This is a genomic window from Blastococcus sp. KM273128 (genome assembly GCF_021698975.1).
Lineage (GTDB): Bacteria > Actinomycetota > Actinomycetes > Mycobacteriales > Geodermatophilaceae > Blastococcus.
Window position 1 is genome coordinate 80846 of the sequence record NZ_SSXA01000026.1, and the last position, 24100, is coordinate 104945.

20 protein-coding genes and 1 pseudogene are annotated in these 24100 nt (G+C 75.1%); 9 read left to right on the forward strand and 12 right to left on the reverse strand.

Features of this window, described 5'->3' with window-relative positions:
• Positions 1-21: 21 nt before the first annotated feature.
• Together E9529_RS10060 and E9529_RS10065 are read right to left on the reverse strand one after the other, a co-directional pair.
• On the reverse strand, positions 22-1743 hold the full coding sequence (locus tag E9529_RS10060; RefSeq protein WP_236831016.1) for a reprolysin-like metallopeptidase: 1722 nt from the start codon (positions 1741-1743) through the stop codon (positions 22-24).
• Positions 1744-1848: 105 nt separating this feature from the next.
• Positions 1849-3252 carry an NAD(P)H-quinone dehydrogenase gene (locus E9529_RS10065; RefSeq protein ID WP_236831017.1) on the reverse strand — a complete coding sequence of 468 codons (1404 nt, stop codon included), beginning with the start codon at positions 3250-3252 and terminating at the stop codon, positions 1849-1851.
• Between the two features lie 113 nt (positions 3253-3365).
• Between E9529_RS10065 and E9529_RS10070 the strand changes: the two genes are divergently transcribed.
• The 3 genes from E9529_RS10070 (at position 3366) to E9529_RS10080 (ending at position 5319) form a co-directional block, all read left to right on the forward strand.
• Positions 3366-3821 (forward strand): gamma-glutamylcyclotransferase family protein, encoded by a 456-nt coding sequence (locus E9529_RS10070; RefSeq protein WP_236831018.1) that lies wholly within the window; start codon positions 3366-3368, stop codon positions 3819-3821.
• Between the two features lie 114 nt (positions 3822-3935).
• Positions 3936-4619 carry a 2-C-methyl-D-erythritol 4-phosphate cytidylyltransferase gene (locus tag E9529_RS10075; protein WP_236831019.1) on the forward strand — a complete coding sequence of 228 codons (684 nt, stop codon included), beginning with the start codon at positions 3936-3938 and terminating at the stop codon, positions 4617-4619.
• A complete protein-coding gene (locus E9529_RS10080; protein ID WP_236831020.1) occupies positions 4612-5319 on the forward strand; it encodes an SDR family NAD(P)-dependent oxidoreductase in 708 nt (235 codons plus the stop codon). Before E9529_RS10075 ends, E9529_RS10080 begins: the two co-directional genes overlap by 8 nt.
• A gap of 16 nt (positions 5320-5335) precedes the next feature.
• Here E9529_RS10080 and E9529_RS10085 read toward each other — a convergent pair whose 3' ends face one another.
• The 7 genes from E9529_RS10085 to E9529_RS10115 all read right to left on the reverse strand — a co-directional run bounded on the left by E9529_RS10085 (position 5336) and on the right by E9529_RS10115 (position 14933).
• Entirely contained in the window at positions 5336-6580 is a 1245-nt protein-coding gene (locus tag E9529_RS10085) for an acyltransferase (RefSeq protein ID WP_236831021.1), read from the reverse strand.
• 124 nt (positions 6581-6704) lie between these two features.
• A complete protein-coding gene (gene meaB / locus E9529_RS10090) occupies positions 6705-7709 on the reverse strand; it encodes a methylmalonyl Co-A mutase-associated GTPase MeaB (RefSeq protein WP_236831022.1) in 1005 nt (334 codons plus the stop codon).
• The gene (scpA, locus tag E9529_RS10095) at positions 7709-9892 is read right to left on the reverse strand and encodes a methylmalonyl-CoA mutase (RefSeq protein WP_236831023.1); all 2184 of its coding nucleotides are present in this window, start codon (positions 9890-9892) and stop codon (positions 7709-7711) included. The genes meaB and scpA overlap by 1 nt, the downstream gene beginning before the upstream one ends.
• Positions 9889-11832 carry a methylmalonyl-CoA mutase subunit beta gene (locus tag E9529_RS10100; RefSeq protein WP_236831024.1) on the reverse strand — a complete coding sequence of 648 codons (1944 nt, stop codon included), beginning with the start codon at positions 11830-11832 and terminating at the stop codon, positions 9889-9891. Before E9529_RS10100 ends, scpA begins: the two co-directional genes overlap by 4 nt.
• On the reverse strand, positions 11786-13123 hold the full coding sequence (locus E9529_RS10105; RefSeq protein WP_236831025.1) for an amidohydrolase: 1338 nt from the start codon (positions 13121-13123) through the stop codon (positions 11786-11788). Before E9529_RS10105 ends, E9529_RS10100 begins: the two co-directional genes overlap by 47 nt.
• On the reverse strand, positions 13120-14325 hold the full coding sequence (locus E9529_RS10110) for a glutamate--cysteine ligase (protein ID WP_236831026.1): 1206 nt from the start codon (positions 14323-14325) through the stop codon (positions 13120-13122). Before E9529_RS10110 ends, E9529_RS10105 begins: the two co-directional genes overlap by 4 nt.
• Before the next feature lie 50 nt (positions 14326-14375).
• Positions 14376-14933, reverse strand: coding sequence for a GNAT family N-acetyltransferase (locus E9529_RS10115; protein WP_236831027.1), 558 nt, complete (start codon positions 14931-14933; stop codon positions 14376-14378).
• Positions 14934-15006: 73 nt separating this feature from the next.
• On the opposite strand from E9529_RS10115, the gene E9529_RS10120 reads away from it, so the two are divergent.
• The 6 genes from E9529_RS10120 to E9529_RS10145 all read left to right on the forward strand — a co-directional run bounded on the left by E9529_RS10120 (position 15007) and on the right by E9529_RS10145 (position 22223).
• Positions 15007-15816, forward strand: coding sequence for a purine-nucleoside phosphorylase (locus E9529_RS10120; protein WP_236831028.1), 810 nt, complete (start codon positions 15007-15009; stop codon positions 15814-15816).
• The gene (locus tag E9529_RS10125) at positions 15813-16631 is read left to right on the forward strand and encodes an NAD(P)-dependent oxidoreductase (RefSeq protein ID WP_236831029.1); all 819 of its coding nucleotides are present in this window, start codon (positions 15813-15815) and stop codon (positions 16629-16631) included. The genes E9529_RS10120 and E9529_RS10125 overlap by 4 nt, the downstream gene beginning before the upstream one ends.
• Positions 16628-18259 (forward strand): phospho-sugar mutase, encoded by a 1632-nt coding sequence (locus E9529_RS10130; protein ID WP_236831030.1) that lies wholly within the window; start codon positions 16628-16630, stop codon positions 18257-18259. The genes E9529_RS10125 and E9529_RS10130 overlap by 4 nt, the downstream gene beginning before the upstream one ends.
• A 279-nt stretch (positions 18260-18538) precedes the next feature.
• A complete protein-coding gene (gene tatC / locus E9529_RS10135; protein ID WP_236831031.1) occupies positions 18539-19321 on the forward strand; it encodes a twin-arginine translocase subunit TatC in 783 nt (260 codons plus the stop codon).
• 104 nt (positions 19322-19425) lie between these two features.
• Positions 19426-19998, forward strand: coding sequence for a dihydrofolate reductase family protein (locus E9529_RS10140; protein WP_236831032.1), 573 nt, complete (start codon positions 19426-19428; stop codon positions 19996-19998).
• 152 nt (positions 19999-20150) lie between these two features.
• Positions 20151-22223, forward strand: a complete 2073-nt coding sequence (locus E9529_RS10145; RefSeq protein ID WP_236831033.1) for an acyltransferase family protein — start codon at positions 20151-20153, stop codon at positions 22221-22223.
• Between the two features lie 46 nt (positions 22224-22269).
• Here the strand turns inward: E9529_RS10145 and E9529_RS10150 are convergent, their stop codons facing one another.
• The 3 genes and pseudogenes from E9529_RS10150 to E9529_RS10160 all read right to left on the reverse strand — a co-directional run.
• Complete coding sequence (locus E9529_RS10150; protein ID WP_236831034.1) at positions 22270-23160, reverse strand: Gfo/Idh/MocA family protein; 891 nt, start codon at positions 23158-23160, stop codon at positions 22270-22272.
• 2 nt (positions 23161-23162) lie between these two features.
• Complete coding sequence (gene upp / locus E9529_RS10155; RefSeq protein WP_236831035.1) at positions 23163-23786, reverse strand: uracil phosphoribosyltransferase; 624 nt, start codon at positions 23784-23786, stop codon at positions 23163-23165.
• Positions 23787-23910: 124 nt separating this feature from the next.
• Positions 23911-24100, reverse strand: a pseudogene (locus E9529_RS10160) (endonuclease); the annotation flags it as partial.

Below are 24100 nucleotides of genomic sequence, written 5' to 3' on the forward strand. Positions count from 1 at the left end.
TGAACCCGTCGGCCGACCCCGTCACCCGCGGAGGCGGTGCCGGCGCAGCACCCGCACCAGCAGCAGGGCCGACCCGCCGAGCACCGTCCCGGCGACCGGCAGCAGCAGGCCGCCGGCCGAGCTGGAGGTGTCGGCGACCGGCTCCAGGGAGAGGGTGGCCCGGGGTACCGCGATGTGGACCACCGGGGCCGGCGCCGGCTCCGGCTCGTCCGCGGCCTCCGCTGCCACGCCGTTCCCCTGGGGGGCGTCCGCGGCCGGCGCGACCGGCGCACCGCGCCCGGGGGCGCTCCCGCCGCCGGAGCCGGTGTCCACCGCCGCGGCAGCCGTCGCGGGCCGGGCCGCCGGGACCACCTCCAGCACCGCCCCGCTGCCGTCGACGCTGCGCACGGTGACCGTGAAGTCGCCCTCGGACAGCGGGACCGGGATCCCGGCCGGCAGCGCGAACTGGAGGTCGGACTCCCAGCGGCCGGCCGGGCCGGGGGTCCCGTCCAGCAGCAGCGAGGTGTCGGGGAACTGGCCCGCCCGGCGCAGCAGCACCCCGGCGTCGAGGCGGTAGACGTTGTCCCGCGTGCCGAGCCAGGCGTCGCGGCCGGTCGCGGCGCGGAACTCGAGCCAGTAGGCGACGCCCTCGGCGTCCACCAGCCGGAGCGCCCGCAGACCGGTGCCACCGGCGAGCGGCGCCAGGGTGACGCCCGTGGCGCCCTCCCCCACCGAGACGGTGCGCTGCGCCTCGCCGGGCAGGACCCCGAGCGCGGCGGCCTGGACGGCGTTCAGCGAGCCGAGCTGGGCCCAGGAGGCGCCCATCACGTCGTAGTAGTCGCGGTAGCCGGCGGTGCGGCAGGTGCCGCCCTCCACGGCGCCGTCGCACTGCTCCCCCGACGAGTGGCCGAGACCGAAGTTGTGGCCGAGCTCGTGGGCGAGCACCGAGGCGCCGCCGTCGCGGACGTAGACCCGCCCGCCCGACGCCGGCGAGGTGCCGACCTGGGCCAGGGCGTACGAGCACGCCGGCAGGCCGGCGGCCTCGCCGCTCAGCCGGAGCACCAGGTGCCTGCCGGGGCCGGCGGTGAACCCGACCGAGGCGGCGACCTCGTCCCAGAGGGCCTGCGGGTCCGCGCAGCCGGCGGTGGTGCGCACCCAGCCGTGCCGGGCGGTCACGCCGAGGGTGATCGCCCCGCCGCTCTGCTCGGACCAGTACCGGGCGACCGGGCCGTCGACCGTCGCGACGACGTCGCGCAGCTGCGTGCCGTCCGGGTCGGTCCCCGCCGGCGCCACCAGGACGACGGTGACCTCGTTGGTGAGGCCGCCGCGCGGCGCGGGCTGCGGCTCCACGTCCGGGGCCGGCGGCGGGGCCAGGACGTCGCTCTCCAGCACCGTGCGGGCCGGGTCGATGCCGTCGGCGCTGGCCTCGTCCTCGACCGGGCGCCCGACGGTCAGCTCGACGGTGGCACCGGAGGGGACGTCGGCCACCTGCTCGGCCGGGACCCGCACCGCACCCGCGGCCGTGGCGACCCAGCTCAGCCGGGTGGCGTCGTCGGCCCCCTCGGCGTGGTGCCCCTCGGCGCCCTCCGCCCAGACGTGCACGAGCTCGCCCCGCACCGTCGCCGTCGTCCCGCTGTCCGCGACGGCCACCGCGGGCGTCGCGACGACGCCGAGCGCGGCGGCCAGCACGGCACCGGCCAGCCCGAGCGGGCGGGCGGGACGACGGCGGCCGCGGGGACGACGGAGGTCGTGGTCAGGAGACATCGACTCCTGACTCGGCAGGCCGGGGCCGCATCGGCACCGGGCCGGCGATGTTGAGCCGAACTCCCGTCACACCCGCCGCAGGCGCCCCGGCTCCCCCGGCTGTCGTCAGGCCAGGTCGTCGGCCCCCATGAGGCGGCGCCCGGCCTCGGTGATCGACCCCGACAGCGACGGGTAGATCGCGAAGGTCTGCGCGAGGTCGTCCACCGTGAGCCCCTTGGTGACGGCGAGCGCGATCGGCAGCACCAGCTCGGAGGCCCCTGGTGAGACGACGACGCCGCCCACGATGACGCCGGTCGAGCGCCGCGCGAACAGCTTCACGAACCCGTCGTGCAGGTCGCTCATCTTGGCGCGGGCGTTGGTCGCCAGCGGCAGCCGCACCGCCTCGACGTCGGCGTTCTCGGCGAGCGACTTCTCCTGCACGCCGACGGTGGCGATCTCGGGATGGGTGAAGACGTTCGCGGCCACCGTCTTGAGCTTGATCGGCGCGACCGCCTCGCCGAGGGCGTGCCACATGGCGATCCGGCCCTGCATCGCGGCCACGGACGCCAGCTGGAAGACGCCGGTGACGTCACCGGCGGCGTAGACGCCCGGCACCGAGGTGCGGGAGACGCGGTCGACGACGACGTGGCCGGACTCCGTCAGCTGCACGCCGGCCCGCTCCAGGCCCAGCTCGGAGGTGTTGGGCACCGTGCCGACGGTCATGAGGGCGTGCGAGCCCTCGACGCAGCGCCCGTCGGTGAGCTCGACGGCGATGCCCTTCTCGGTGCGCGTCACGCCGGCGGCCCGGCCGCGCTCCAGCCGGCCACCGCGGGACTGGAAGACCTGCTCGAGGACCTCGGCGGCGTCGGAGTCCTCCCCGGGCAGCACCCGGTCGCGGGAGGAGACGAGGGTGACCGGGACGCCGGCCTCGAGGTAGCCGGAGGCGAACTCCGCACCCGTGACGCCCGAGCCCACGACCACCAGGTGCTCCGGCGGCTCCTGGAGGTCGTAGACGTCACGCCAGTCGAGGATCCGCTCGCCGTCGGGCTCGGCGCCCGGCAGCACCCGCGGGTCGGCGCCGGTGGCGATGAGGACGACGTCGCCCGCGATCTCCTCGGTGACCGTGCCGTCGTCGTCGAGGACCTCCACCGCGTGCGCGGCCAGGCCCGGCTCCTCGTCCGCGAGCCGGGCCTGACCGCGGACGATCCGCACCCCCTCGGCGACCAGGCGGGCGTGGATGTCGGCCGACTGCGCCATCGACAGGTTCTTCACCCGCTGGTTGGCCGCCGGCAGGTCGAGGCTCACGGTCGCGAGCTCGGCGCCGTGCACGCCGAGGACGGCGGAGTCGCGCACCGAGGTCATGGCCCCGGCCGCGGCGATCAGGGCCTTGGAGGGGACGCAGTCGGTGAGCACGCTGGCGCCGCCGATGCCGTCGCGCTCGATGACGGTGACCTGCGCACCGAGCTGCGCGGCGACCAGCGCGGCCTCGTAGCCGGCCGGGCCACCACCGATGATGACGATGCGGGTCATGGCTCCATCTTCCGTTGCCGATCGGTCCGTCCCCGCCATTGTCCCCGCCGCGGCCGGGATCGGCGCCACCGCCCGCTCCCGGCCGCCCGGTGTCCCTGGTTAGGCTCGCGGGGATGGGCCTCTACGCCGCGTACGGGTCGAACATGGACCCGGCTCAGATGCTGCGCCGGTGCCCGTCGTCCCCGCACACCGGGACCGGGTGGATCCGCGGCTGGCGGCTGACGTTCGGGGGCGAGGAGCTCGGCTGGGAGGGTGCGCTGGCGACCCTCGTCCCGGAGGAGGAGGCGCCGCCGGGCGTGTTCGTCGCGCTCTACGACCTCACCGAGGCCGACGAGCGGGCCCTCGACGCCTGGGAGGGCGCCGACTCCGGCCTCTACCGCCGGGTGCACCTGCGGGTGCACGCGCTGGGCGGGGACGTCGTCGCCTACGTCTACGTGCTGGACGCCTTCGAGGGCGGGCTGCCCTCGGCCCGGCACCTGGGCGCCGTGGCCGACGCCGCGGAGGCTGCCGGGGCCCCGGACGACTACGTGCGCGAGCTGCGCTCCCGGGACTGCCGCAGCGCCTTCTGACCGGCCTGCACGCGATCGGCCGCCCAGCAGGTCTGCGAGGATGGCCCGGCTCCGCCGGACGGCCCGGGTGGTCCCCGGACCTCCCGGCCCCACCCGGACGAGGACGGATCGCACGTGTACTCACTCGTTCTGCTCAACGGCGGCAGCGGCACCCGGATGCGCGCGGACCGGCCGAAGCAGTTCCTGACGGTCAACGGCCTCCCGATCCTCGTGTACTCGCTCGTCGCCGCGGACGCGGTCCCGGAGCTGGACCAGATCGTCCTCAACTACCCGGAGGGCTGGCGCGAGGAGGTCGAGGGCATCGTCCGCGACTACGCCATCCGCACCCCTGTGGACTACGTCGCGGCCGGTGCCACCCGCCAGGACTCGGTCGCCGCCGCCCTGGAGCTGTGCCGGAACGACGACGTCGTCCTGCACGAGGCGGCCCGGCCGCTGGTGCGTTCCGCCGACTTCAGCCGGCTCATCCGCTCGCCGGAGCGGAACGTGAGCTACATGGTCCCGATCCCGTTCACCGTGGCCCCGGTGGACCCGGCGACGCGCGCGGTCACCGGCTACCTGGACCGGGCCCGGCTGCGCAACGTGCAGCTGCCGCAGAAGTTCGCCCTCGCCGACCTCGCCGCGGCGCACGCGTTCGCCGCGACCCAGGGGCACGGCTTCACCGAGGACGCCTCCATGCTCGCCGCCGCCGGCATCCCGGTGCACTACATCGACGGCCAGGACACGAACATCAAGGTGACCACGCCCACCGACATCCACCTCGCGGTGTCCCTGCTGCACGGGGAGACCGAGGGTGACTGAGGGCCGCACCGTCCTGGTCACCGGGGCGTCGAAGGGGATCGGGCTCCGAACCGCCGAGCGCTTCGCAGCGCGGGACGACGTGACGCAGCTGGTGCTGGTGGCCCGCAGCTCCCGGGCGTTCGAGGACGCCGTCGCGAGGGTCTCCGCGCTGAACCCGGCCGTCGCGGTCTCCGCGCGCCCCTTCGACCTGGCCGACCGGCCCGGCATCCGCGGCCTGGTGCGCGACGTGCACGCGGCCCACGGCAACGTCGACGTGCTCGTCAACAACGCCGGTTACACCAACCCGCAGCCCATCCACCAGATCCGCTTCGAGGAGTTCGAGCGGACCATGGCGGTCAACCTCTACGCCCCGTTCACGATCGTCCAGGAGCTGCTGCGCCTGGGGAACAGGTTCGAGGTGGTCGTCAACGTCGCCTCGACCGCGGGCATCCAGGGCCGCTCGGGGTGGCTGACGTACTCGGCGTCGAAGGCCGCTGTCATCAACATGAGCGAGGTCATGCGCGAGGAGCTCGCCATCTACGGCACCCGGGTGGTGTGCATCTCCCCCGGCCGGACCGCGACGGACCTCCGCCGGACGCTGGCGCCCGACGAGGACCCGTCGACGATCATGCAGCCGGAGCACGTGGCCCAGGTCATCGAGATGCTGAGCACCGACGTCGGCCGGTTCGTCGACAGCACCAACCTGGTCGTCCGCCAGTGACCGGTGCCGGGCCGCGTCAGCGCCGCCCGGCCCCCGGGGTGACGGTCTCCAGCAGGCTAGCGCCCCGCTCCGCCGGCACCCGCGACGACGGCAGCGGGGGCAGCGGGCGCGACCGGCCACCACCGCTGGGGTCCAGCGTGCCGTCGTGACCACCGGCGGCCGGCTCCCGCCGGGTCGCCGCCCGGTCCAGGTCGCGCTCCACCGCGCGCCGCAGCCGCCCCCCGAAGGGCCGCTCGACGTACCGGTGCACCAGGTAGGCGAGCACCAGCACGAGCGCCACCACCACGGCCAGGGCGACGTAGGCCGGCAGCACCGGGCCGAGCCGGTGCAGCAGCACCCAGCCGGCCACCTGGTGGGTGAGGTACAGCGGGTAGGTCAGGGCGCCCAGGAAGGTCAGCCACCGCCAGTCCACCCGGCTCACCCGGGTCAGGGTCGCGACGGCGAGGGCGAGGACGCACAGGGTGAGCAGCACGGCGAGCGCGCGGAAGGACACCGGCGCGCCGGCCACCTGGGCCGACCAGGGGATGTAGTACGCCGCGCAGACCCACAGCGCGAAGAGGTGGTTCAGTGCCAGCAGCAGCCCCGCGCCGGCGCTCCACCCCTCGCGGTGCACGAGGTGGACCAGGATGCCGAGGCAGAAGAACGGCGCGTAGTCCGGCATCAGGATCTCGGTGAGGACCGCCGACTCCGCGCGGGCCGCCAGCGCTCCCAGCACCGGCCAGAGGAGGCACAGCGCGAGCACCCGCTCCCGGGTGATGCCGATGAGCGACATGCCGAGGAGGAGGACGTAGAACTTCATCTCCACCCACAGCGTCCAGTAGACCCCGTCGAGGTTCGGGACCCCGACTGCCGACTGGAACATCGTCAGGTTCAGCGCCGCGCCCGGGAGGCCCACGGCGTCCCAGTCGGGGAGGATCGAGCGGTTGGTCACCAGCACGATGCCGGTGAACACGACGGCGAACCAGTAGGCGGGGTAGAGCCGGCCGACACGGGAGCCGATGAACGAGGGCACCGAGCGGTCCCAGGTGCTCATCAGGATGACGAACCCGCTGATCATGAAGAACAGGTAGGGGCCGAAACCGCCGTAGATGGTGAAGCGGCTGAGGAACGGGAACACGTCGCGGACGCTCTCGGCCCACGCCACGCTGTCGCGGCCGGTGAAGTGGAACATGACGACGGCCAGCGCGGCGAGGAAGCGCAGGCCGTCGACGGCCCGCAGGCGCTCGCCCGTCGCCGGCCCCTGCTCGCGGTATTCGGACACGCCTCTCCCTCGCTCGGTGACGAGGTGACGCTAGAGGAGCCGGAGCTGACGCCGGGTGACGGAGCCGTCCGACACGGGACCGTGGGGGTGGGTGCGGGACGACGGGCGCACGGGGCGGGTGTGGTCAGGCCCGCCCGGCGCCGGCGCCCCCCTGGAAGAGCTCCAGCACCTGCCGCGCGGCCAGCGCCGGGGTGAGCTCCCCGGTCAGCACCGCCTGCTCCAGGCCGGGGACGGCGGCCCGCACGCCCGGGTGCGACCGCAGCTGGTGCTCCAGCCCGTCGCGCACCAGCTGCCAGGTCCAGCGCACCTGCTGGGCCCGCCGCCGCTCGTCGAACTCCCCCGAGACCTTGGCCCGCTCCTGGTGCTCGACCAGCTTGGCCCAGACCTCGTCGAGCCCGTCACCGGTGAGCCCGGCGCAGGTGAGCACCGGGACGTCCCAGCCGGTGCCGCGCCCGCGCAGCAGCCGGATCGCCTGGGAGAGCTCCCTCGCCGCCTTGCGGGCGTCGGCGGCCGCGGGGCCGTCGGCCTTGTTGACGGCGATGACGTCGGCGATCTCGAGGATGCCGCGCTTGATGCCCTGCAGCTGGTCCCCGGTGCGGGCGATGGTCAGGAACAGGAACGAGTCCACCATCTCCGCGACGGTGATCTCCGACTGCCCGACGCCGACGGTCTCCACCAGCACGACGTCGTAGCCCGCCGCCTCGACGACGACCATCGACTCGCGCGTCGCCTGCGCCACCCCGCCGAGGGTGCCCGAGGTCGGCGAGGGCCGGATGAACGCCTGCGGGTCGACCGCCAGCCGCGCCATCCGCGTCTTGTCCCCGAGGATCGAGCCGCCCGAGCGGGCCGACGACGGGTCGACGGCCAGCACCGCGACCTTCGAGCCCGCCGCCGTGAGGTCCACGCCGAGCTGGTCGATGAAGGTCGACTTGCCCACGCCGGGCACGCCGCTGATCCCGACGCGGCGTGCTCCCCCGGCGTGCGGCAGCAGCTCGACCAGCAGCTCCTGCGCCTTCTCGCGGTGGTCGGCCCGCCGGGACTCCACCAGCGTGATGGCGCGCGCCACCACCCGGCGGTCCCCCGCGAGCACCCCCTCGGCGAGCGCCGGGACGTCGATCTCCCGCGGCATCAGTGGCCGAGACGCGAGGACAGCGTCCGCAGCAGCTCCTGCGCCGCCTCGGCGATGACGGTGCCGGGCGGGAAGACCGCGGCGGCGCCCATCTCCTTGAGCGTCGGCACGTCGTCGGGCGGGATGACGCCGCCGACGACGATGAGCACGTCGTCGGCCCCCAGCTCGGCCAGCGCGTCGCGCAGCGCCGGCACCAGCGTGAGGTGGCCGGCGGCGAGCGAGGAGACGCCGACGACGTGCACGTCCGCCTCGACCGCCTGCCGCGCGACCTCGTCGGGGGTCTGGAAGAGCGGGCCCACGTCGACGTCGAAGCCGAGGTCGGCGAAGGCGGTGGCGATGACCTTCTGGCCGCGGTCGTGCCCGTCCTGGCCCATCTTGGCCACGAGGATGCGCGGCCGGCGGCCCTCGGCCTCGGCGAACTCCTCGGCCATCCGGCGGGTCTCCTCCATCGGCCCGGATGCTCCTGCCTCGTCGCGGTAGACGCCGGAGATGGTGCGCACCTGCCCGGCGTGCCGGCCGTAGACCTCCTCGAGCGCGTCGGAGATCTCCCCGACGGTGGCCTTGGCCCGCGCGGCGTCGACGGCGAGCTTGAGCAGGTTGGCGTCGAGGTCGTTGCCGCGGCGGCCCTCGGCGGCGGCGCGGGCGGCGTCGGTCAGCCGGCCGAGCGCCTCGGTCACGGCCCGGCCGTCGCGGTCGGCGCGCAGCTTCTCCAGCTTGGCCTTCTGCTGGGCCAGCACGTCGGCGTTGTCGACCTTGAGCACCTCGATCGCCTCGTCGGCGTCGACCCGGTACTTGTTCACGCCGATCACCGGCTGGCGCCCGGAGTCGATGCGCGCCTGGGTGCGGGCCGCCGCCTCCTCGATGCGCAGCTTGGGGATGCCGTCGTCGATGGCCTGCGCCATGCCGCCGTGCTCGGCGACCTCCTCGATGTGCGCCCAGGCGCGGCGGGCGAGGTCGTAGGTGAGCTTCTCGACGTACGCCGAGCCACCCCACGGGTCGACCACCCGCGTGGTGCCCGACTCCTGCTGCAGCAGCAGCTGGGTGTTGCGGGCGATGCGGGCGGAGAAGTCGGTCGGCAGCGCGAGCGCCTCGTCGAGGGCGTTGGTGTGCAGCGACTGGGTGTGCCCCTGGGTGGCGGCCATGGCCTCCAGGCAGGTGCGGACGACGTTGTTGTAGACGTCCTGCGCGGTGAGCGACCAGCCCGAGGTCTGCGAGTGGGTGCGCAGCGACAGCGACTTCGGGTTCTGCGCCCCGGCCTCCTTCACCAGCTTCGCCCACAGCAGCCGCCCGGCCCGCAGCTTGGCGACCTCCATGAAGAAGTTCATGCCGATCGCCCAGAAGAAGGACAGCCGGGGCGCGAACGCGTCGACGTCCATCCCGGCGGCCTTGCCGGCCTTCAGGTACTCCACGCCGTCGGCCAGCGTGTAGGCCAGCTCCAGGTCGGCCGTCGCCCCGGCCTCCTGGATGTGGTAGCCCGAGATCGAGATCGAGTTGAACTTCGGCATCCGCTGCGAGGTGAACGCGAAGATGTCGCTGATGATCTGCATCGAGGGCTTGGGCGGGTAGATGTAGGTGTTCCGCACCATGAACTCTTTGAGGATGTCGTTCTGGATGGTGCCGGTCAGCTGACCCGGCTCCACCCCCTGCTCCTCGGCGGCCACGATGTAGAGCGCCAGCACCGGGAGCACGGCGCCGTTCATCGTCATCGACACGCTCATCCGGTCCAGCGGGATGCCGTCGAACAGCTGCCGCATGTCCAGGATCGAGTCGATCGCCACCCCCGCCATGCCGACGTCGCCGGGCACGCGGGGGTGGTCGGAGTCGTAGCCGCGGTGGGTGGGCAGGTCGAAGGCGATCGACAGGCCCTTCTGCCCGGCGGCGAGGTTCCGCCGGTAGAAGGCGTTGGACTCCGCGGCGGTGGAGAAGCCCGCGTACTGGCGGACCGTCCACGGCTGCGTCGTGTACATCGTCGGGTAGGGGCCGCGCAGGAACGGCGGCAGCCCCGGCAGGGTCTCCAGGAAGTCCAGGCCCTCGAGGTGCTCGTGCGTGTACAGCGGCGGGACGGAGATGCCCTCCGGGGTCTCCCAGGCCGCCTCCTCGAAGGCCTTGGCCCACTCAGCGGCCGAGGCCGCCGTCGAGGGGGTGCCCAGCTCGACGTCGCCGAAGTCGGGGATGCCGCTCATGCCCTCACTCCCAGCTGCTCGTGCACCGTGCGCAGCGCCGCGAGGGCGTCGCACCCGGCGAATACGTACCCGTCGACCCCGTCGACGGCGAGGTCGGGCTTGCCGGCCAGCCACACCTGCGTGGCGCCGGCCGCCTCCAGCTCCGCCGCCAGCGCGGCGGCGTGCTCGGCGTAGTCCTTGTCGGTGCCGCAGATGCAGGCCACGGTCGTGCCCGCGCCGGCCAGCCCGCCGGGGCCGTCCCCGGACGGGGTGGCCAGGCCACCGGCCTGGAACAGGTTGGCCGCGAAGGTCGCCCGCGCGGTGTGCCGGGCGATCGGGCCGAGCGTGGCGAGGTACACCGCCGGGCGGGTCCCCGTCGACTGCTCGGCGGCGTCGGCGGCGTCGCGCAGCGCCTCGAACTCCTGCGCGGCGCGCACCCGCGGCAGCCCGCCGGTGGCCGGGAGCACCTCGGCGGCCGGCTGCCGGGCGGGCAGCTTCTCGGTGAGGTGCGGGAACTCGCTGACGCCGGTGATCGCGTCGGCGCGGGTGGCCAGGCGCTGCGCCCGCGCGTCCCACGCCTGCGCGATCCGGTCGCGCACGAGGCCCGAGGCCAGCGCCGCGGAGAGCCCGCCGGCCCGCTCGATCTCGGTGAACCACTCCCACGCGGCGCGGGCGAGCTCGTCGGTCAGCGACTCGACGTACCAGGAGCCGCCCGCGGGGTCGAGCACGCGGCCCAGGTGCCCCTCCTCCACGAGGAGGTTCTGGGTGTTGCGCGCGATGCGGCGGGAGAACGCGTCGGGCAGGCCCAGCGCGGCGTCGAACGGCTGCACGGTCACCGCGTCGGCACCGCCCACACCGGCGGCGAAGCAGGCCACCGTGGTGCGCAGCATGTTGACCCACGGGTCCCGCTTCGTCGTCATCACCGACGAGGTGACGGCGTGCTGCCGCTGGGCCCGGGCCTCGGGCGAGGCCCCGCTGACCTCGCCGACGCGGTCCCACAGCCGGCGGGCGGCGCGCAGCGCGGCGATGGTCGTGAACTGGTCGGCCGAGGCGGCGTAGCGGAACTCCAGCTGGGCGGCCGCCTCGTCGAGGGTGAGCCCGCCGTCGGTCAGGGCCCGCAGGTAGGCCACGCCCGCGGCCAGCGAGCAGCCCAGCTCCTCGACCACCGAGGCGCCGGCGTCGTGGAAGACGGTGCCGTCGACGACGACGGAGCGCAGACCGGCGTGCGCGGCGGCGCGGCGGGCGAGGCCGGCGAGCCCGGAGAGGTCCTGACGCTCCCCCGAGGCCGCCTCGACGCCCAGCGGGTCGAGCCCGAGCGAGCCGCCGGAGGCCAGGTCGGTGCGCCCCTCGACCAGGTCGAGGAACGCCTCCGCGGCCGCCTGCCCGCCCTGCACCGCCACCGGCGCGAGGTCGAGGTAGACGTCGGTGAGCACCTCGCCCAGCGCATCGACGGGGACCGCCCCCTCGCCGAGGACCAGCCACAGCGAGGTGACACCGTTCTCCAGGTCGGCCGCGATCGCCTCCTTGGTGGTGGCGACGTCGGGGTGGGCGTGCCGCTGGCGGATGTCCCACCCGCCGGACGCGCCGCCCTCGGCGCCACCGGAGGCGGTCACCTCGGCCGAGCCGGCCGGCCCACCTGCGGGGCGGGCGCCGCGCACGAACGGCGGGAGGCCGGGCACGCCCGCGCCCGCGGGGAGGTCCCCGGCGTCCTCGGCGGTGTAGAGGGGCGCCACCGTCACGCCCGGCGCGACCGGCCGGCGCAGCGCGTCCTCGACCGGGTCGGGGAGCTCCTCGCGCCCGGCCTTGCGCAGCACCCCCGCGACCAGCTCGCGCCACTGGTCGCGGGTCACCGCGTCGAACTCGCCCGCGAGCACGAGGTCCTCGGGGACCGCGTGCTCGGCCGGCACCTCGGCGTCAGCTGCCGCCGGCCCCTGGCCGGTCGTCTCGTCGGTCGTGCTCATCCTGCGGTTCCCGCCTCTCGTCGAGGGCTCGTCGGGCAGAAGTGTCTCCGGGGGCCGGTCTCCGCGTGCGAGGGGGTGCACCTGCGCTGCCCGGGGACGGCTCGGCGTCGGCCTCGAGCGCGAGCAACGCGGCGCGGGCGAGCAGCCGCACGCCGACGCCGATGGCACGCTCGTCGACGTCGAACGTGCCGCGGTGCAGGTCCAGCGGCGCGCCGCCGCCGTGGGTGCCCAGGCGGGCCAGCGCGATCGGCATGACGTCGGCGAACCAGCCGAAGTCCTCCCCGCCCATGCTCTGCGGGGACAGCACCAGGTTCTCCGGCCCGACGGTGCCCAGCGCGGCCGTGCGCAGCAGCGCCACGGCGCGCGGGTCGTTGACCACCGGCGGCACCCCGCGGATGTAGTCGACGTCGACCTCGGCCCCGGTGGACGCGGCGACCCGCGTCACCAGCGAGCGCAGCAGCTCCTCGGCGCCCTTCCACGCCTCCCGGTCCAGCACCCGGACGGTGCCCCGCAGCGTCCCCCGCTGCGGGATGGCGTTGGCCGCGACGCCGGCGTTGACGGCCCCCCAGACGACCGACATGCCCGACCGCGGGTCGATCTGGCGGGAGAGCAGCCCCGGCACCTCGGTGATCAGCCGGCCGAGGGCGTCGACGAGGTCGACCGTGAGCTGCGGCCGGGCGGTGTGCCCGCCGGGCCCGGTGAGCGTCACGTCCATCCGGTCGCAGGCCGCGGTGATGGCGCCGGTCCGCAGCCCGACGCTCCCCGCCGGGATCGACGGGTCGCAGTGCAGCGCGAACGCCCGCGACGCCCCGTCGAGCACGCCGGAGGCGACCACCTCGGTGGCCCCGCCCGGCACCGTCTCCTCCGCGGGCTGGAAGACGCAGCGCACCGTCCCGGGCAACCCGTCGAGGGAGGCGAGCGCGACGGCGACGCCGAGCACCACCGTCGTGTGCACGTCGTGGCCGCAGGCGTGGGCCAGGCCCTCGCGGGTGGAGGCGTACGGCACGTCCTTGAGGTCCTTCAGGGGCAGCGCGTCGATGTCCGCGCGCAGCACGACCACCGGCCCTCCGCCGGTCCCGACGTCGACGGTCAGGCCGGTGCCGGTGGGCAGCCGGCGCGGGGCCAGCCCGTGGTGGCGCAGCCGCTCCTCGAGGAAGGAGGTCGTCTCGAACTCCGCGTAGCCGAGCTCGGGGTGGGCGTGCAGGTGCCGGCGGGTGGCCGACAGCGCGGGCCCGTTCGCGGTGACCCACTCGTCGACCGCCGATGCCAGCTTCTCGACGACCGGGGTCATGCCGCGTGACCGCCCGCGCACTCGGCCGGGCCGGGGACCGGGCCGTCGGGCCGGCCCGCCGGGCCGGAGGTGGGCAGGCCGTCGCGCAGCTCGGCCAGCAGGCCGTCCACGACCGGCGCCAGGCCGCCGTCGTGCGCCAGGGCCACCGCCCGCTGCCGCTCGTAGGAGGCGCCGACCTCGAGGATGCGCAGCACGTCGGAGAGCTCGGCCTGGCAGTCCAGCCGCTTGGCCGTCGGCATCAGCTCCTCGACCAGCTCGGTGATCGCCTCCCGCACCGGCCGGACGGCGTAGTGCTCGTCGACGATGATCTCGGCGTCCAGGCCGTAGCGGGACGCCCGCCACTTGTTCTCCCGCACGACCCACTCCTCGGGGCGGGGCAGCGTGTAACCGCGGTCGAGCTGGGTGTCGAACTGCTCGACCAGGCACTGGGCCAGCGCCGCGACGGCGCCCACCTCGTCGAGGGTCGGCAGCCCGTCGCAGATGCGCAGCTCGACGGTGCCGAAGTCGGGATGCGGGCGGATGTCCCACCACACCTCGCGGACGCTCTCGATGCTCCCGGTGGAGATCAGCGTCTCCATGTACTCCTCGAACTCGTGCCAGTCGTCGAGCCGGAAGGGCAGCCCCGCGGTCGGCATCCCCTCGAAGATCTTGGTGCGGGCCGAGGCCAGCCCGGTGTCGCAGCCGACCCAGAACGGGGACGACGAGGAGAGCGCCAGCAGGTGCGGCACGTACTGGCACAGCGCGTTGACGATCGGGATGACCTTCTCCGGCGCGCGGACGCCCACGTGCACGTGCACCCCGAAGATCTGCAGGCGGCGGGCCAGCCACTGCATGCGCTCGACCAGCTCCTGGTAGCGCTCCTTGGGCGAGATCTCCTGCGTCTGCCAGTCGGTGAACGGGTGCGTGCCCGCGCACAGCAGGCCGAGGCCCCGCCGGTCGGCCTGGGCGACGACCTCGGCGAGGGTGCCCGCGAGGTCGGCCTTCGCCTCGCGCACCGTGGTGCAGACACCGGTGATGATCTCCACCGTCGACTGCAGCAGCTCGTGCTTGGCCTTCGGGTGCTCCTCGGCCCCCTCGGGGCGGATCGCCTCGAGGATCTCGACCGCGCCCGGGGCGAGCTCGCGGGTCTCCCGGTCGACGAGCTGCAGCTCCCACTCCACGCCGAGGCTGGCGCGGCCGGAACTACGGAAAGGGATCTCCACTCCGGCAGTCTAGGGACGACCACGCGCCCCCACCCGGTGACGGCGTGCGCTCACCCGTCCGGCGCATCCCCGGCCAGCCGGGCGTGCAGCACCACGTCGGACGGCCGCCCGCGGTGCAGGAACCGCTGCCGGACGGTGCCCTCCGCGACGAACCCGGCCCGCTCGGCGACGCGGCGGGACGCCGTGTTGGCGGGGTCGACGAGCAGCTCCACCCGGTGCAGGCCGACCACGTCGAGCGACCAGTCCGCCAGCAGCCGCAGCGCCTCGGCGGTGAGCCCCTGCCCGCGCTGCCCGGGGACGGTCCAGTAGCCGAGCTCGCCGACGCCGTCCACCGGCGGGAAGAGCCCCGTGCTGCCGACCAGGGCGTCGTCGCCGGGGCGGACGACGGCGAACAGCGCGCCGCCCTCGGCCCAGGTCCGCGGTGCGATGCCGGTGACGAACTCCTCGGCGTCCGCCGGACCGTAGGGCACCGGCACCTGCGTCCACCGCTGGATCTCCGGGTCCTGGCAGGCCGCCAGCACCGCCGGGGCGTCCTGCGTCCGCCAGGGGCGCAACCGGACCCGCCGGCCGTCCAGCACGGGCTGCTCGGCCGGCCTCGTCGTCGCCACGGCACCGATCCTGGCCGACGGCGGGCTGCGGCGGCGGTGCACCCCTTCCCGGCGGCTGCGTTAGCGTCCCTGCGTGAGCGAGCTCCCCGGGACCGACCCCACCGCCCTGGCCGCGCAGGCGGCCGACGCCCTGACCACCGCGCTCGGCGGCCCCCACGACGTCGCCGTCGTCATGGGTTCCGGCTGGGCGCCCGCGGCCGACGCGTTCGGCGAGGCCGTGGGGTCGGTGGCGATCGGCGACCTGCCCGGCTTCGCCGCGCCCACCGTCGTCGGGCACGGCGGTGAGATCCGCTCGGTGCTGGTCGGCGGGCGCAAGGTGCTGCTCTTCCTCGGCCGCACCCACTACTACGAGGGCCGCGGCGTGGAGCCCGTCGTCCACGGCATCCGGACGGCGGTCGCCGCGGGCGTGCGCACCGTCGTGCTGACCAACGCCGCCGGCGGGCTGGCCCCCGACCACCGGGTGGGCCAGGCCGTGGTCATCTCCGACCACCTGAACCTGACCGCGCGCTCCCCGTTGGTGGGCGCGAACTTCGTCGACCTCACCGACCTCTACTCCTCGCGGCTGCGCGCGATCGCGCGGGAGCTCGACCCGTCGCTGGCCGAGGGCGTCTACGCGCAGCTCCCCGGCCCGCACTTCGAGACGCCGGCGGAGATCCGCATGCTGCGCACGCTCGGCGCGGACCTGGTCGGCATGTCCACCGCGCTCGAGGCGATCGCCGCCCGCGCCGCCGGCGCCGAGGTGTTCGGCCTCTCGATGGTCACCAACGCCGCGGCCGGGATCACCGGGGAGGCACTGGACCACCAGGAGGTGCTGGCGGCGGGCAAGGAGGCCGCCGGGCGGCTGGGCACCCTCCTGGTGCAGCTGATCGAGCGGCTCCCGTGACCGGGCCGGTCCTGGTCACCGGCGCGGCCGGGCGGATCGGCACGGTCCTGCGCGGCGGGCTGCCGGAGCGCGGCTGGGCGGTGCGCAGCCTGGACGTCGTCGCGGTGCCCGAGCCCCGGACCGGCGAGGAGCACCTCGTCGCCGACGTCACCGACCTGGCCGCGATGACCGACGCCGCCCGCGGCGCGTCCGCCGTCGTCCACCTCGCCGGCATCTCCGGGGAGTCGACGTGGGCGGCCATCTCGCACGCCAACATCGAGGGCACCTACTGCGCGCTGGAGGCCGCCCGGCGGGCCGGCGTCGGGCGCGTGGTGCTGGCCAGCAGCAACCACGCCTCGGGGTACACCGAGCGTCCGGCCGACGGCCTGCTCCGCGAGGCCGACGCGCCGCCGCGTCCGGACACCTACTACGGGGTCTCCAAGGTCGCGATGGAGGCGCTGGGCTCGCTGTACGCCGACCGCTACGGCCTGGACGTCGTCTGCCTGCGCATCGGCAGCGCCTTCGCGGAGCCGACCACCACCCGCCAGCTCTCCACCTGGCTCTCCCCCGCCGACACCGTCGCGCTGGTCGACGCCGCGCTGCGGGCGCCGTCGCCGGGCTTCCGCGTGGTGTGGGGGGTGTCGGACAACACCCGCCGCTGGTGGGACCTCTCCGCCGCCGAGGCGCTGGGCTACCGCTCCACCGACGACGCCGAGGGCCACGCCGCCGCGCTGGTCGCCGCCCACGGGGAGCCCGACCTCGCCGACCCGGTGCACCGCCGCGTCGGGGGCGAGTACACGACCGCCGACTTCGACGCGGAGAACTTCACGGCATGACGCAGGACCTGCTCGACACCGCCCGCGCCTGGGCCGCCGCGGACCCCCACGACGGCGACCGCGCGGAGGTCCTGGCGCTGGTGGAGGCCGGGGACACCGCGGAGCTCGCCCGCCGGTTCGCCGGCCCGCTGACCTTCGGGACGGCGGGGCTGCGCGGGCCCCTGCGGGCCGGGCCGGCCGGCATGAACGCGGCCGTGGTGCTGCGCGCCGCGGCCGGGGTGGGCCGGTACCTGCTGGACACCGGGCCCGGCGGCGGGACGGTCGTGATCGGGTTCGACGCCCGGCGCCGGTCGGACGAGTTCGCCGACCTCTCCGCCCGGGTCTTCTCGGCGCTGGGCTTCCGGGTGCGGCTGATGCCGCGCCCGCTGCCCACCCCGGTGCTGGCCTTCGCCGTCCGGCACCTGGGCGCGGTGGCCGGCGTGATGGTCACCGCCAGCCACAACCCGCCCGAGGACAACGGCTACAAGCTCTACCTCGAGGGCGGTGCCCAGCTCGTGCCACCGGCCGACCGGGAGATCGAGGCCGCGATCGCTGCCGTCGGCCCGGCGCGGGAGATCCCGCTGGCCGGCGGGCACGAGGTGCTGGGCGACGACGTCGTCACCGGGTACGTGGCCGCGGTCGTGCGGGCGCTGGACCCCGAGCGCGTCCCGGCCGCCGACCGGGCGGCGCTGCGGGTGGCCTACACCGCGATGCACGGGGTGGGGGCGTCGACGACCCGGCTGGTGTTCGCCGCGGCGGGGTTCGCGGAGCCGGCCGGCGTGGCCGAGCAGGACAGCCCCGACCCCGCGTTCCCGACGGTCACCTTCCCGAACCCGGAGGAGCCGGGGGCGGTGGACCTGCTCACCGCGCTGGCCGGGCGTTCGGGCGCCGACGTCGCGATCGCGCAGGACCCCGACGCCGACCGCTGCTCGGTGGTGGTGGGCGGGCGCCAGCTCACCGGTGACGAGGTGGGGGCGCTGCTCGCCGATTGGCTGCTGCGCCGCGGCGTGCGCGGGACGTTCGCGTCGTCGCTGGTCAGCGGCTCGCTGATGCACGTCGTCGCCGAGGCGCACGGGGTGCCGTCGGAGGAGACGCCGACCGGCTTCAAGTGGATCATGCGGGCCGGGTCGGACGCCGCGCCCCTGGTGTACGGCTACGAGGAGGCGCTGGGCTACTCCGTGGCGCCCTCGGTGGTGCGGGACAAGGACGGCATCTCCGCGGCGCTCGCCGTCGCGCTGCTCGCCGCGGAGCTCCGGGCCGACGGCCGGACGCTGCTGGACCGGCTCGACGAGCTGGCCCGGGAGCACGGGCTGTTCGCCACCGGCCAGCTCTCGGTGCGGGTCGAGGACCTCTCGCTCATCTCGGACGCGATGGCCCGGCTGCGCGCGGCGCCGCCGGCCACCCTGCTCGGCCGGCCGGTGGAGTCCGCCGACCTCGCGCTCGGGACGCCGCCGGTGGACGCCGTGCGGCTCCTCGGCGACGGCGTGCGCGTGATCGTCCGGCCCAGCGGCACCGAGCCCAAGCTCAAGGCCTACCTGGAGACGGTGGTCCCGGTGCACGACGACGCCGGGCTGATCGCCGCCCGCGGCCGCGGCGCCGACGAGCTGGACCAGCTGCGCGCGGAGATGTCGGCGGCCCTGGGGCTCTAGCGTCTCCTCGTCGTCCTCGCCCTCGTGGCGGTGCCGGTGGTCGCCGACGGCGGAAGGAGGCGGCCGGCTGCCTCCTCGTGGAGCGGCCTGCGCCCGACCCCGGCGGGACCTCCTGCGGATCACGGGCGGCCGGCCGCCTATCGCCGGACCGATGGTTGTCCTGCCCGTCGGATCCGACCGGTCGGTGGATCTCGCACAGGTCGGATTGCGGACGTTCCCCCGCACGGGCGGCGCCCGGTGAGGAGCACGACCGCCGGGCGTCCGAACGCGTCCGCGACCATGCCTCTCACTGCGCACCTGCGGGAGCTGCGCCGTCGGGTGGCGTGGTCACTGGTGGCCGTGGCCGTCGCGTCGGCGGCGGCGTTCTGGTGGTATGAGCACGGGCTGGGCGAGCTGATCCGCGCCCCGTACTGCTCCCTGCCGCCGGACCTGCGGTACACGGATGCGTCGGGAGGGTGCGGTCTGCTGGTGACCGACGTCTTCGGCGGTGCGCTCGTCCGCCTCAAGGTCAGCCTCGTCGCCGGGGTGGTCCTCTCCGGACCGGTGTGGCTGGGCCAGCTGTGGGGCTTCCTCGCCCCCGGCCTGCGCCGTCACGAGCGGCGCTGGACGGCGGGCTTCGTGCTGGCGGCGTCCACGCTCCTGGCGGCCGGCACCACGCTCGCCTACCTGGTGCTCGAGACGGGGTTGCGGTTCCTGCTGACCCTGGCCGGCGCCGACGTCGTCGTCGCCCTGACCGCGCAGGACTACCTGCGTTACGTCACCACCCTGCTGCTGGCCTTCTCGATGGCCCTGCAGCTCCCCCTGCTCGCGGTGTGCCTGAACCTGGTGGGCGCGCTGTCCCACCGGGCGATGGCGGGCGCACGGCACTGGATCTTCTTCCTCTCCCTCGTGTTCGCGGCGCTGGCCACGCCGCCGGACCCGATGACGATGGTGGTGCTCGCCCTGCCCATGTGCGTGCTGTTCGAGGGGGCGATCCAGTTCGCGCGGATCGTGGACCGGCGGCGCGCCAGACGCGCGGCAGCGGCCCCCCTCGACGAACCGTCGGAGCCGGCCCGGCCCTGAGCCGGACGCCGGGGACGTGGACGCCCTCGGCCCCGGGCACCGCTCAGTTCCCGCTCCGAGCGCGGTCTCCCCTCGTGCCAGGAACATCTCCGAGCGGAGGAAGCATGCGGAAGATCGTCGTCCACCTGTCGGTGTCCCTCGACGGGTTCTTCGAGGGCCCCGACCACGACATCAGCTGGCACCTCGTCGACGAGGAGCTGCACAGCTACATGAACACCCAGCTGGCGGCGGCGAGCGCCTTCCTCGAGGGCCGGGTCACCCAGGAGCTGATGGCCGCGTACTGGCCGACGGCCGACGAGGACCCGGCCGCCTCCGCCCCGGAGAAGGAGTTCGCCGGCATCTGGCGGGCCATGCCGAAGATCGTGTTCTCCCGCACCCGCGACGAGGTGCCGTGGGCCACCGAGGTGCGGCACGAGGTCGACCCGGACGGGATCCGGGCGCTGAAGCAGCTCCCCGGCGGTGACATGGTGCTCGGCGGCCCGGACCTGACCGCGACCTTCCGCCGGCTGGACCTCGTCGACGAGTACCGGCTCTACGTGGCGCCCGTCCTGCTCGGCCGCGGCCGACGGCTCTTCGGCGACGCGGACGACCTGACCCGGCTGGAGCTGCTGGAGACCCACCGGTTCGGAAACGGGACCGTCATGCTCCGCCACGGGGTGCTCCGGCCGCACTCCTGACACGGCTGTCACGGCTGTCGCCGTACCGGTCCGTACCATGAGGCCGGTCGTCCGGGATCGCGGCGACGCCGGTCCTGACCGGCCACCGGCAGGATCGAGCCGGCCCTGTTGCACCCACCGATGCCGTCCACCCCGGGGATCTGACGCACCGCATGTCCGCACCGAGCATCGCGCCCGCCCGGGTCGGGACGTCCGCGGAGCCACGCCGGTACCGGACCGAGATCGACGGCCTCCGCGCCCTGGCGGTCTCGCTCGTGGTCGGCTACCACGTCTTCAGCGGTCGGGTGTCCGGCGGCGTCGACGTCTTCCTCGTCCTCACCGGGTTCTTCCTCGTGCACACCCTGACCAGCCAGCTCGGGCGGTCCGGGACCGTGCGCCCGTTGCGGGCGGTGAGCCGCACCCTCGGGCGGCTGGTCCCCCCGGCGGCGCTCGTGCTCGCCGGGACGGTCCTGGCCAGCGCCGTGGTCATCCCCAGTGACCGGTGGCGGGAGGTCGCCGACCACCTCCTCGCGGCCGCGACGTTCACCGAGAACCGCCGCCTGGTCGCCGAGGCCGTCGACTACTCGGCCAGCAACGTGCTGGCCAGCCCGATGCAGCAGTTCTGGTCCCTCTCCATCCAGGTCCAGGTGCTGGTCGCGGTCCCGTTCCTCGTGGCGGGAGCGGTGCTGGTCCTGCGGAGGACGCCGTGGTCGCGGTACGGCCGCGGCATCGCCGTCGCCGCCGTCGTCGTGGCCACCGGCGCGTCTCTCGCGTACTCGGTGATCGCGACGGCGGCGAACCAGCAGGCCGCGTACTTCTCCACCCTGCCGCGCCTGTGGGAGCTCGGGGTGGGGGCGCTGGTGGCACTGCTGCTCGCCCGGTGGCGCCCGCACCGGCACGTCGCGACCGCGCTCGGCTGGGGTGGCGTCGCGGCACTCGTGGCGTGCGGCGCGGTCCTCGACGGGGCGCACGAGTTCCCCGGGTGGCAGGCCGCGTGGCCCGTGGTGTCCGCCGTCGCGGTCATCGTCGCCGCCGATGCCGCCGGGAGGGCGGGCGCCCACCGGGTCCTGTCCTCGTCCGTGGCGCGCTGGCTGGGCTCCCGGTCCTATGCGCTGTACCTGTGGCACTGGCCGATCCTGGTGCTCCACCTCGTGGAGAGCGGGCGCGAGACCCCGTCCGCCAAGGGCGCCGCAGCGGTGATCGCGCTGTCGCTCCTCCTCACCGAGGCGACGTACCGCCTGGTAGAGCGACCGGCGGGGGCGCGGCTCCGGACCTGGCGGCCCACGACGGCGGTGGTCGCGGTCGCGGCGCTGACCGCCCCCCTCCTGCTCGTCGGCGCGGGCACCATCGCCTGGGTGGACCGGGAGGCCGCCCGCGTCGCAGCCCTGGTGGACGACCCGGCGTACCCGGGGGCCGCGGCGCTGGGCAGCAGGTTCTGGGAGACCGGGCCGGCCGGGGGCGCCGACCCGCTGCCGCCGATGACCCTCATCCGCGACGACTGGCCCAGCGCACCGGCCCACGCCTCCTGCACCGAGGACGTCTTCGAGAGCGATCCCGGTGCCACCGAGGTGGGCATGTGCGTGATCGGGGACGACGACGCGGCGCGCCGGGTGGTCGCCGTGGGTGACTCGCACGTCCTGCACTGGCTCCCCCCGCTGAGCGACATCGCCGAGGACCGGGGGTGGCAGGTCGTCTCGATCTTCCGTGGCGGCTGCAACCTGTCGACCGAGTCGGAGTTCATCCAGGAGGGCTGGCCGGAGTTCGAGGCGTGCGCCGCGTGGCGATCCCGGCTCACCGACCAGATCCTCGCGCTGGAGCCGGACCTGGTCCTCGCCCTCGGCACCCGCACGGTCGCGGGCGAGGACGAGGAGTGGCTGCCCCCGGGCCACGTGGCCGCGTGGCAGCGGCTGACGGACGAGGGGATCCGGGTGGTCGGTCTGCGCGACAACCCGCGGCACACCGTGGACGTCCCCGACTGCATGGCCGAGTGGGGCGACACATCGGCCCGCTGCCAGGCGCCGAGGTCATCCGTCTACCAGGACGACCTGCTCGAGTCGCCGCCGGTCGAGCTACCCGAGGGCGTCAGCCTGCTCGACACCAGCCGCTACTTCTGCGTCGACGACGTGTGCCCTGCCCTCATCGGCAACGTGCGGGTGTACATGGACGCAGGCCACGTCACGGCGACCTACATGCGCACCGTCAGACCCCTGTTCGAGGCCGACCTCCTGGCGCACGTCGGCTGGTGACCGGCGGGCCGGGTCGTCCCGTGGCGGCCGGCCCGCCGGGCTGCGGTCAGGCCGCGACGGGCTCCCGGCGACCGGAGTCCAGCGCACGGGCGGCTGTCGCCAGCACGGCGACGACGTCGCGGCCGAAGCCCACGTCGCAGGGGTGGGTGCCCCCGGCGACGGCGGCGGCGGTCAGCTCGTCGACGGCGACGGTGAACGCCTCCACCGGGGCCTCGACGTCGGGCAGCAGGACCAGCCGGCCGGCGTCGCCGTGCACGTAGAACTCGATCCCGGCCGACATCGGCGCCACCGTGTGCGACAGCGTCACCGTCGAGGCCGTCCCCGACTCGTGGGTGAGCACCAGGTGGACGGTGTCGAGCAGCCCGGCGCCGGCCTGCACGGCGACGACCGGGCCGAGCGCGGGCACCAGCACCGACAGGGCGTGCGGGCCGATGTCCCACAGCGCCCCGTGCTCCTGGCGCCAGGGCGAGGCGGCGAACGGGGTGCCGGCGAGCGAGGAGAGCCAGGAGCCCGCTCCCCCGGCGAGACGGGTGCGCGCGGCCTGGGTGAGCCAGGTGGAGGTCGCCGTCTGGAAGCGGAAGGTGAAGAAGACGACGGAGGCGACGCCGGCCGCCCGCACCGCGTCGACCACCCGGTCGGCCGCGGCGACGTCGAGCGCGATCGGCTTCTCGAGGAGCAGGTGCCTGCCCGCCTCCGCGGCGCGGACCGCGAGCGGCGCCTGCACGTGCGGCGGCAGCGCGACGGCGACGGCGTCGACGTCGGCCAGCAGCGCGTCGACGTCGCCGTACCCGGGGACCTCGAACTCGGCCGCCAGCGCGTCGGCGCGCCCGGCGTCACGCCCCCACACCCCGACCAGCTCCGCCGTCGGGTGGGCGGCCAGAGCCGTGGCGTGCACCGCCCTGGCCCAGTGACCGGTGCCGAGGACCCCGAAGCGCACGGTCAGACCGAGCCGAACTGGCGGTCGCCGGCGTCGCCGAGGCCCGGGACGATGTACGCCTTGTCGTTGAGCCCCTCGTCGACGCTGGCGGTGAAGACCCGCAGCGGCAGGCCGCTCTCCTCGAGCCGGCGGAGGCCGTCGGGCGCGGCGAGGGCGCAGAGCACGGTGATCGACGTCGTGCCGCGGGCGGTGAGCAGCTCGCAGCAGTGCACCAGCGAGCCGCCGGTGGCGAGCATCGGGTCGAGCACGAAGACGTCGCGGCCGACGAGGGTCTCGGGCAGCGAGGCCATGTAGGCCTCGGGCTGGAAGGTCTCCTCGTTGCGGGCGAGCCCGACGAAGCCCATCTGCGACTCCGGCAGCATCCCGTGCGCGGTGTCGGCCATGCCCAGGCCCGCCCGAAGCACGGGGACGATCAGCGGCGGGGCGGCCAGCCGGTACCCGGTGGTCGTGGTGACCGGGGTGGTGATCGGCTCCTCGGCGATGGCGAGGTCACGGGTGGCCTCGTAGACCAGCATCTGCGTCAGCTCGCGCAGGGCGGCGCGGAACATGGCGTTGTCCGTGCGCTCGTCGCGCATCCGGGACAGACGGGCACGGGCCAGCGGGTGGTCGACGACGGTGAGCTGCACGCCGGACACCGTATCGGCCGGGGCGGCCGGGGCTGGGTGGCGTCCTCGCAGCCGGCGCATCCTGACGGCGTGCCTCGGCCCCGGTCGGAGAGCGGTCAGGTGCAGGTCGAGCGAACGTGACCGGTCAGCCGGCTCGGGAGTTGGCCGGGTCTGCGGTGAGGCGGGGGAGGATGAGGATCTCGGTGCCGTCGGGCCGGTAGGTGTGCCATCGGCCGTCGGCGTCGCGGACGATGGTGAACCCGTGGTGCACCTTCGTGTGGTGCCGCTCGCACAGCAGCCCTGAGTTCTCCAGCGAGGTCTCCCCGCCGTCGGCC

What these genes read in the sequence shown, in the direction of transcription:
- tatC (WP_236831031.1), top strand. Translation starts at nt 18,539, where the DNA reads ATGCCTCTCACTGCGCACCTGCGGGAGCTGCGCCGTCGGGTGGCGTGG.
- E9529_RS10130 (WP_236831030.1), top strand. Translation starts at nt 16,628, where the DNA reads ATGACGCAGGACCTGCTCGACACCGCCCGCGCCTGGGCCGCCGCGGAC.
- E9529_RS10065 (WP_236831017.1), bottom strand. Translation starts at nt 3,252, where the DNA reads ATGACCCGCATCGTCATCATCGGTGGTGGCCCGGCCGGCTACGAGGCC.
- E9529_RS10070 (WP_236831018.1), top strand. Translation starts at nt 3,366, where the DNA reads ATGGGCCTCTACGCCGCGTACGGGTCGAACATGGACCCGGCTCAGATG.
- scpA (WP_236831023.1), bottom strand. Translation starts at nt 9,892, where the DNA reads ATGAGCGGCATCCCCGACTTCGGCGACGTCGAGCTGGGCACCCCCTCG.
- E9529_RS10100 (WP_236831024.1), bottom strand. Translation starts at nt 11,832, where the DNA reads ATGAGCACGACCGACGAGACGACCGGCCAGGGGCCGGCGGCAGCTGAC.
- E9529_RS10105 (WP_236831025.1), bottom strand. Translation starts at nt 13,123, where the DNA reads ATGACCCCGGTCGTCGAGAAGCTGGCATCGGCGGTCGACGAGTGGGTC.
- E9529_RS10145 (WP_236831033.1), top strand. Translation starts at nt 20,151, where the DNA reads ATGTCCGCACCGAGCATCGCGCCCGCCCGGGTCGGGACGTCCGCGGAG.
- E9529_RS10060 (WP_236831016.1), bottom strand. Translation starts at nt 1,743, where the DNA reads ATGTCTCCTGACCACGACCTCCGTCGTCCCCGCGGCCGCCGTCGTCCC.
- E9529_RS10140 (WP_236831032.1), top strand. Translation starts at nt 19,426, where the DNA reads ATGCGGAAGATCGTCGTCCACCTGTCGGTGTCCCTCGACGGGTTCTTC.
- meaB (WP_236831022.1), bottom strand. Translation starts at nt 7,709, where the DNA reads ATGCCGCGGGAGATCGACGTCCCGGCGCTCGCCGAGGGGGTGCTCGCG.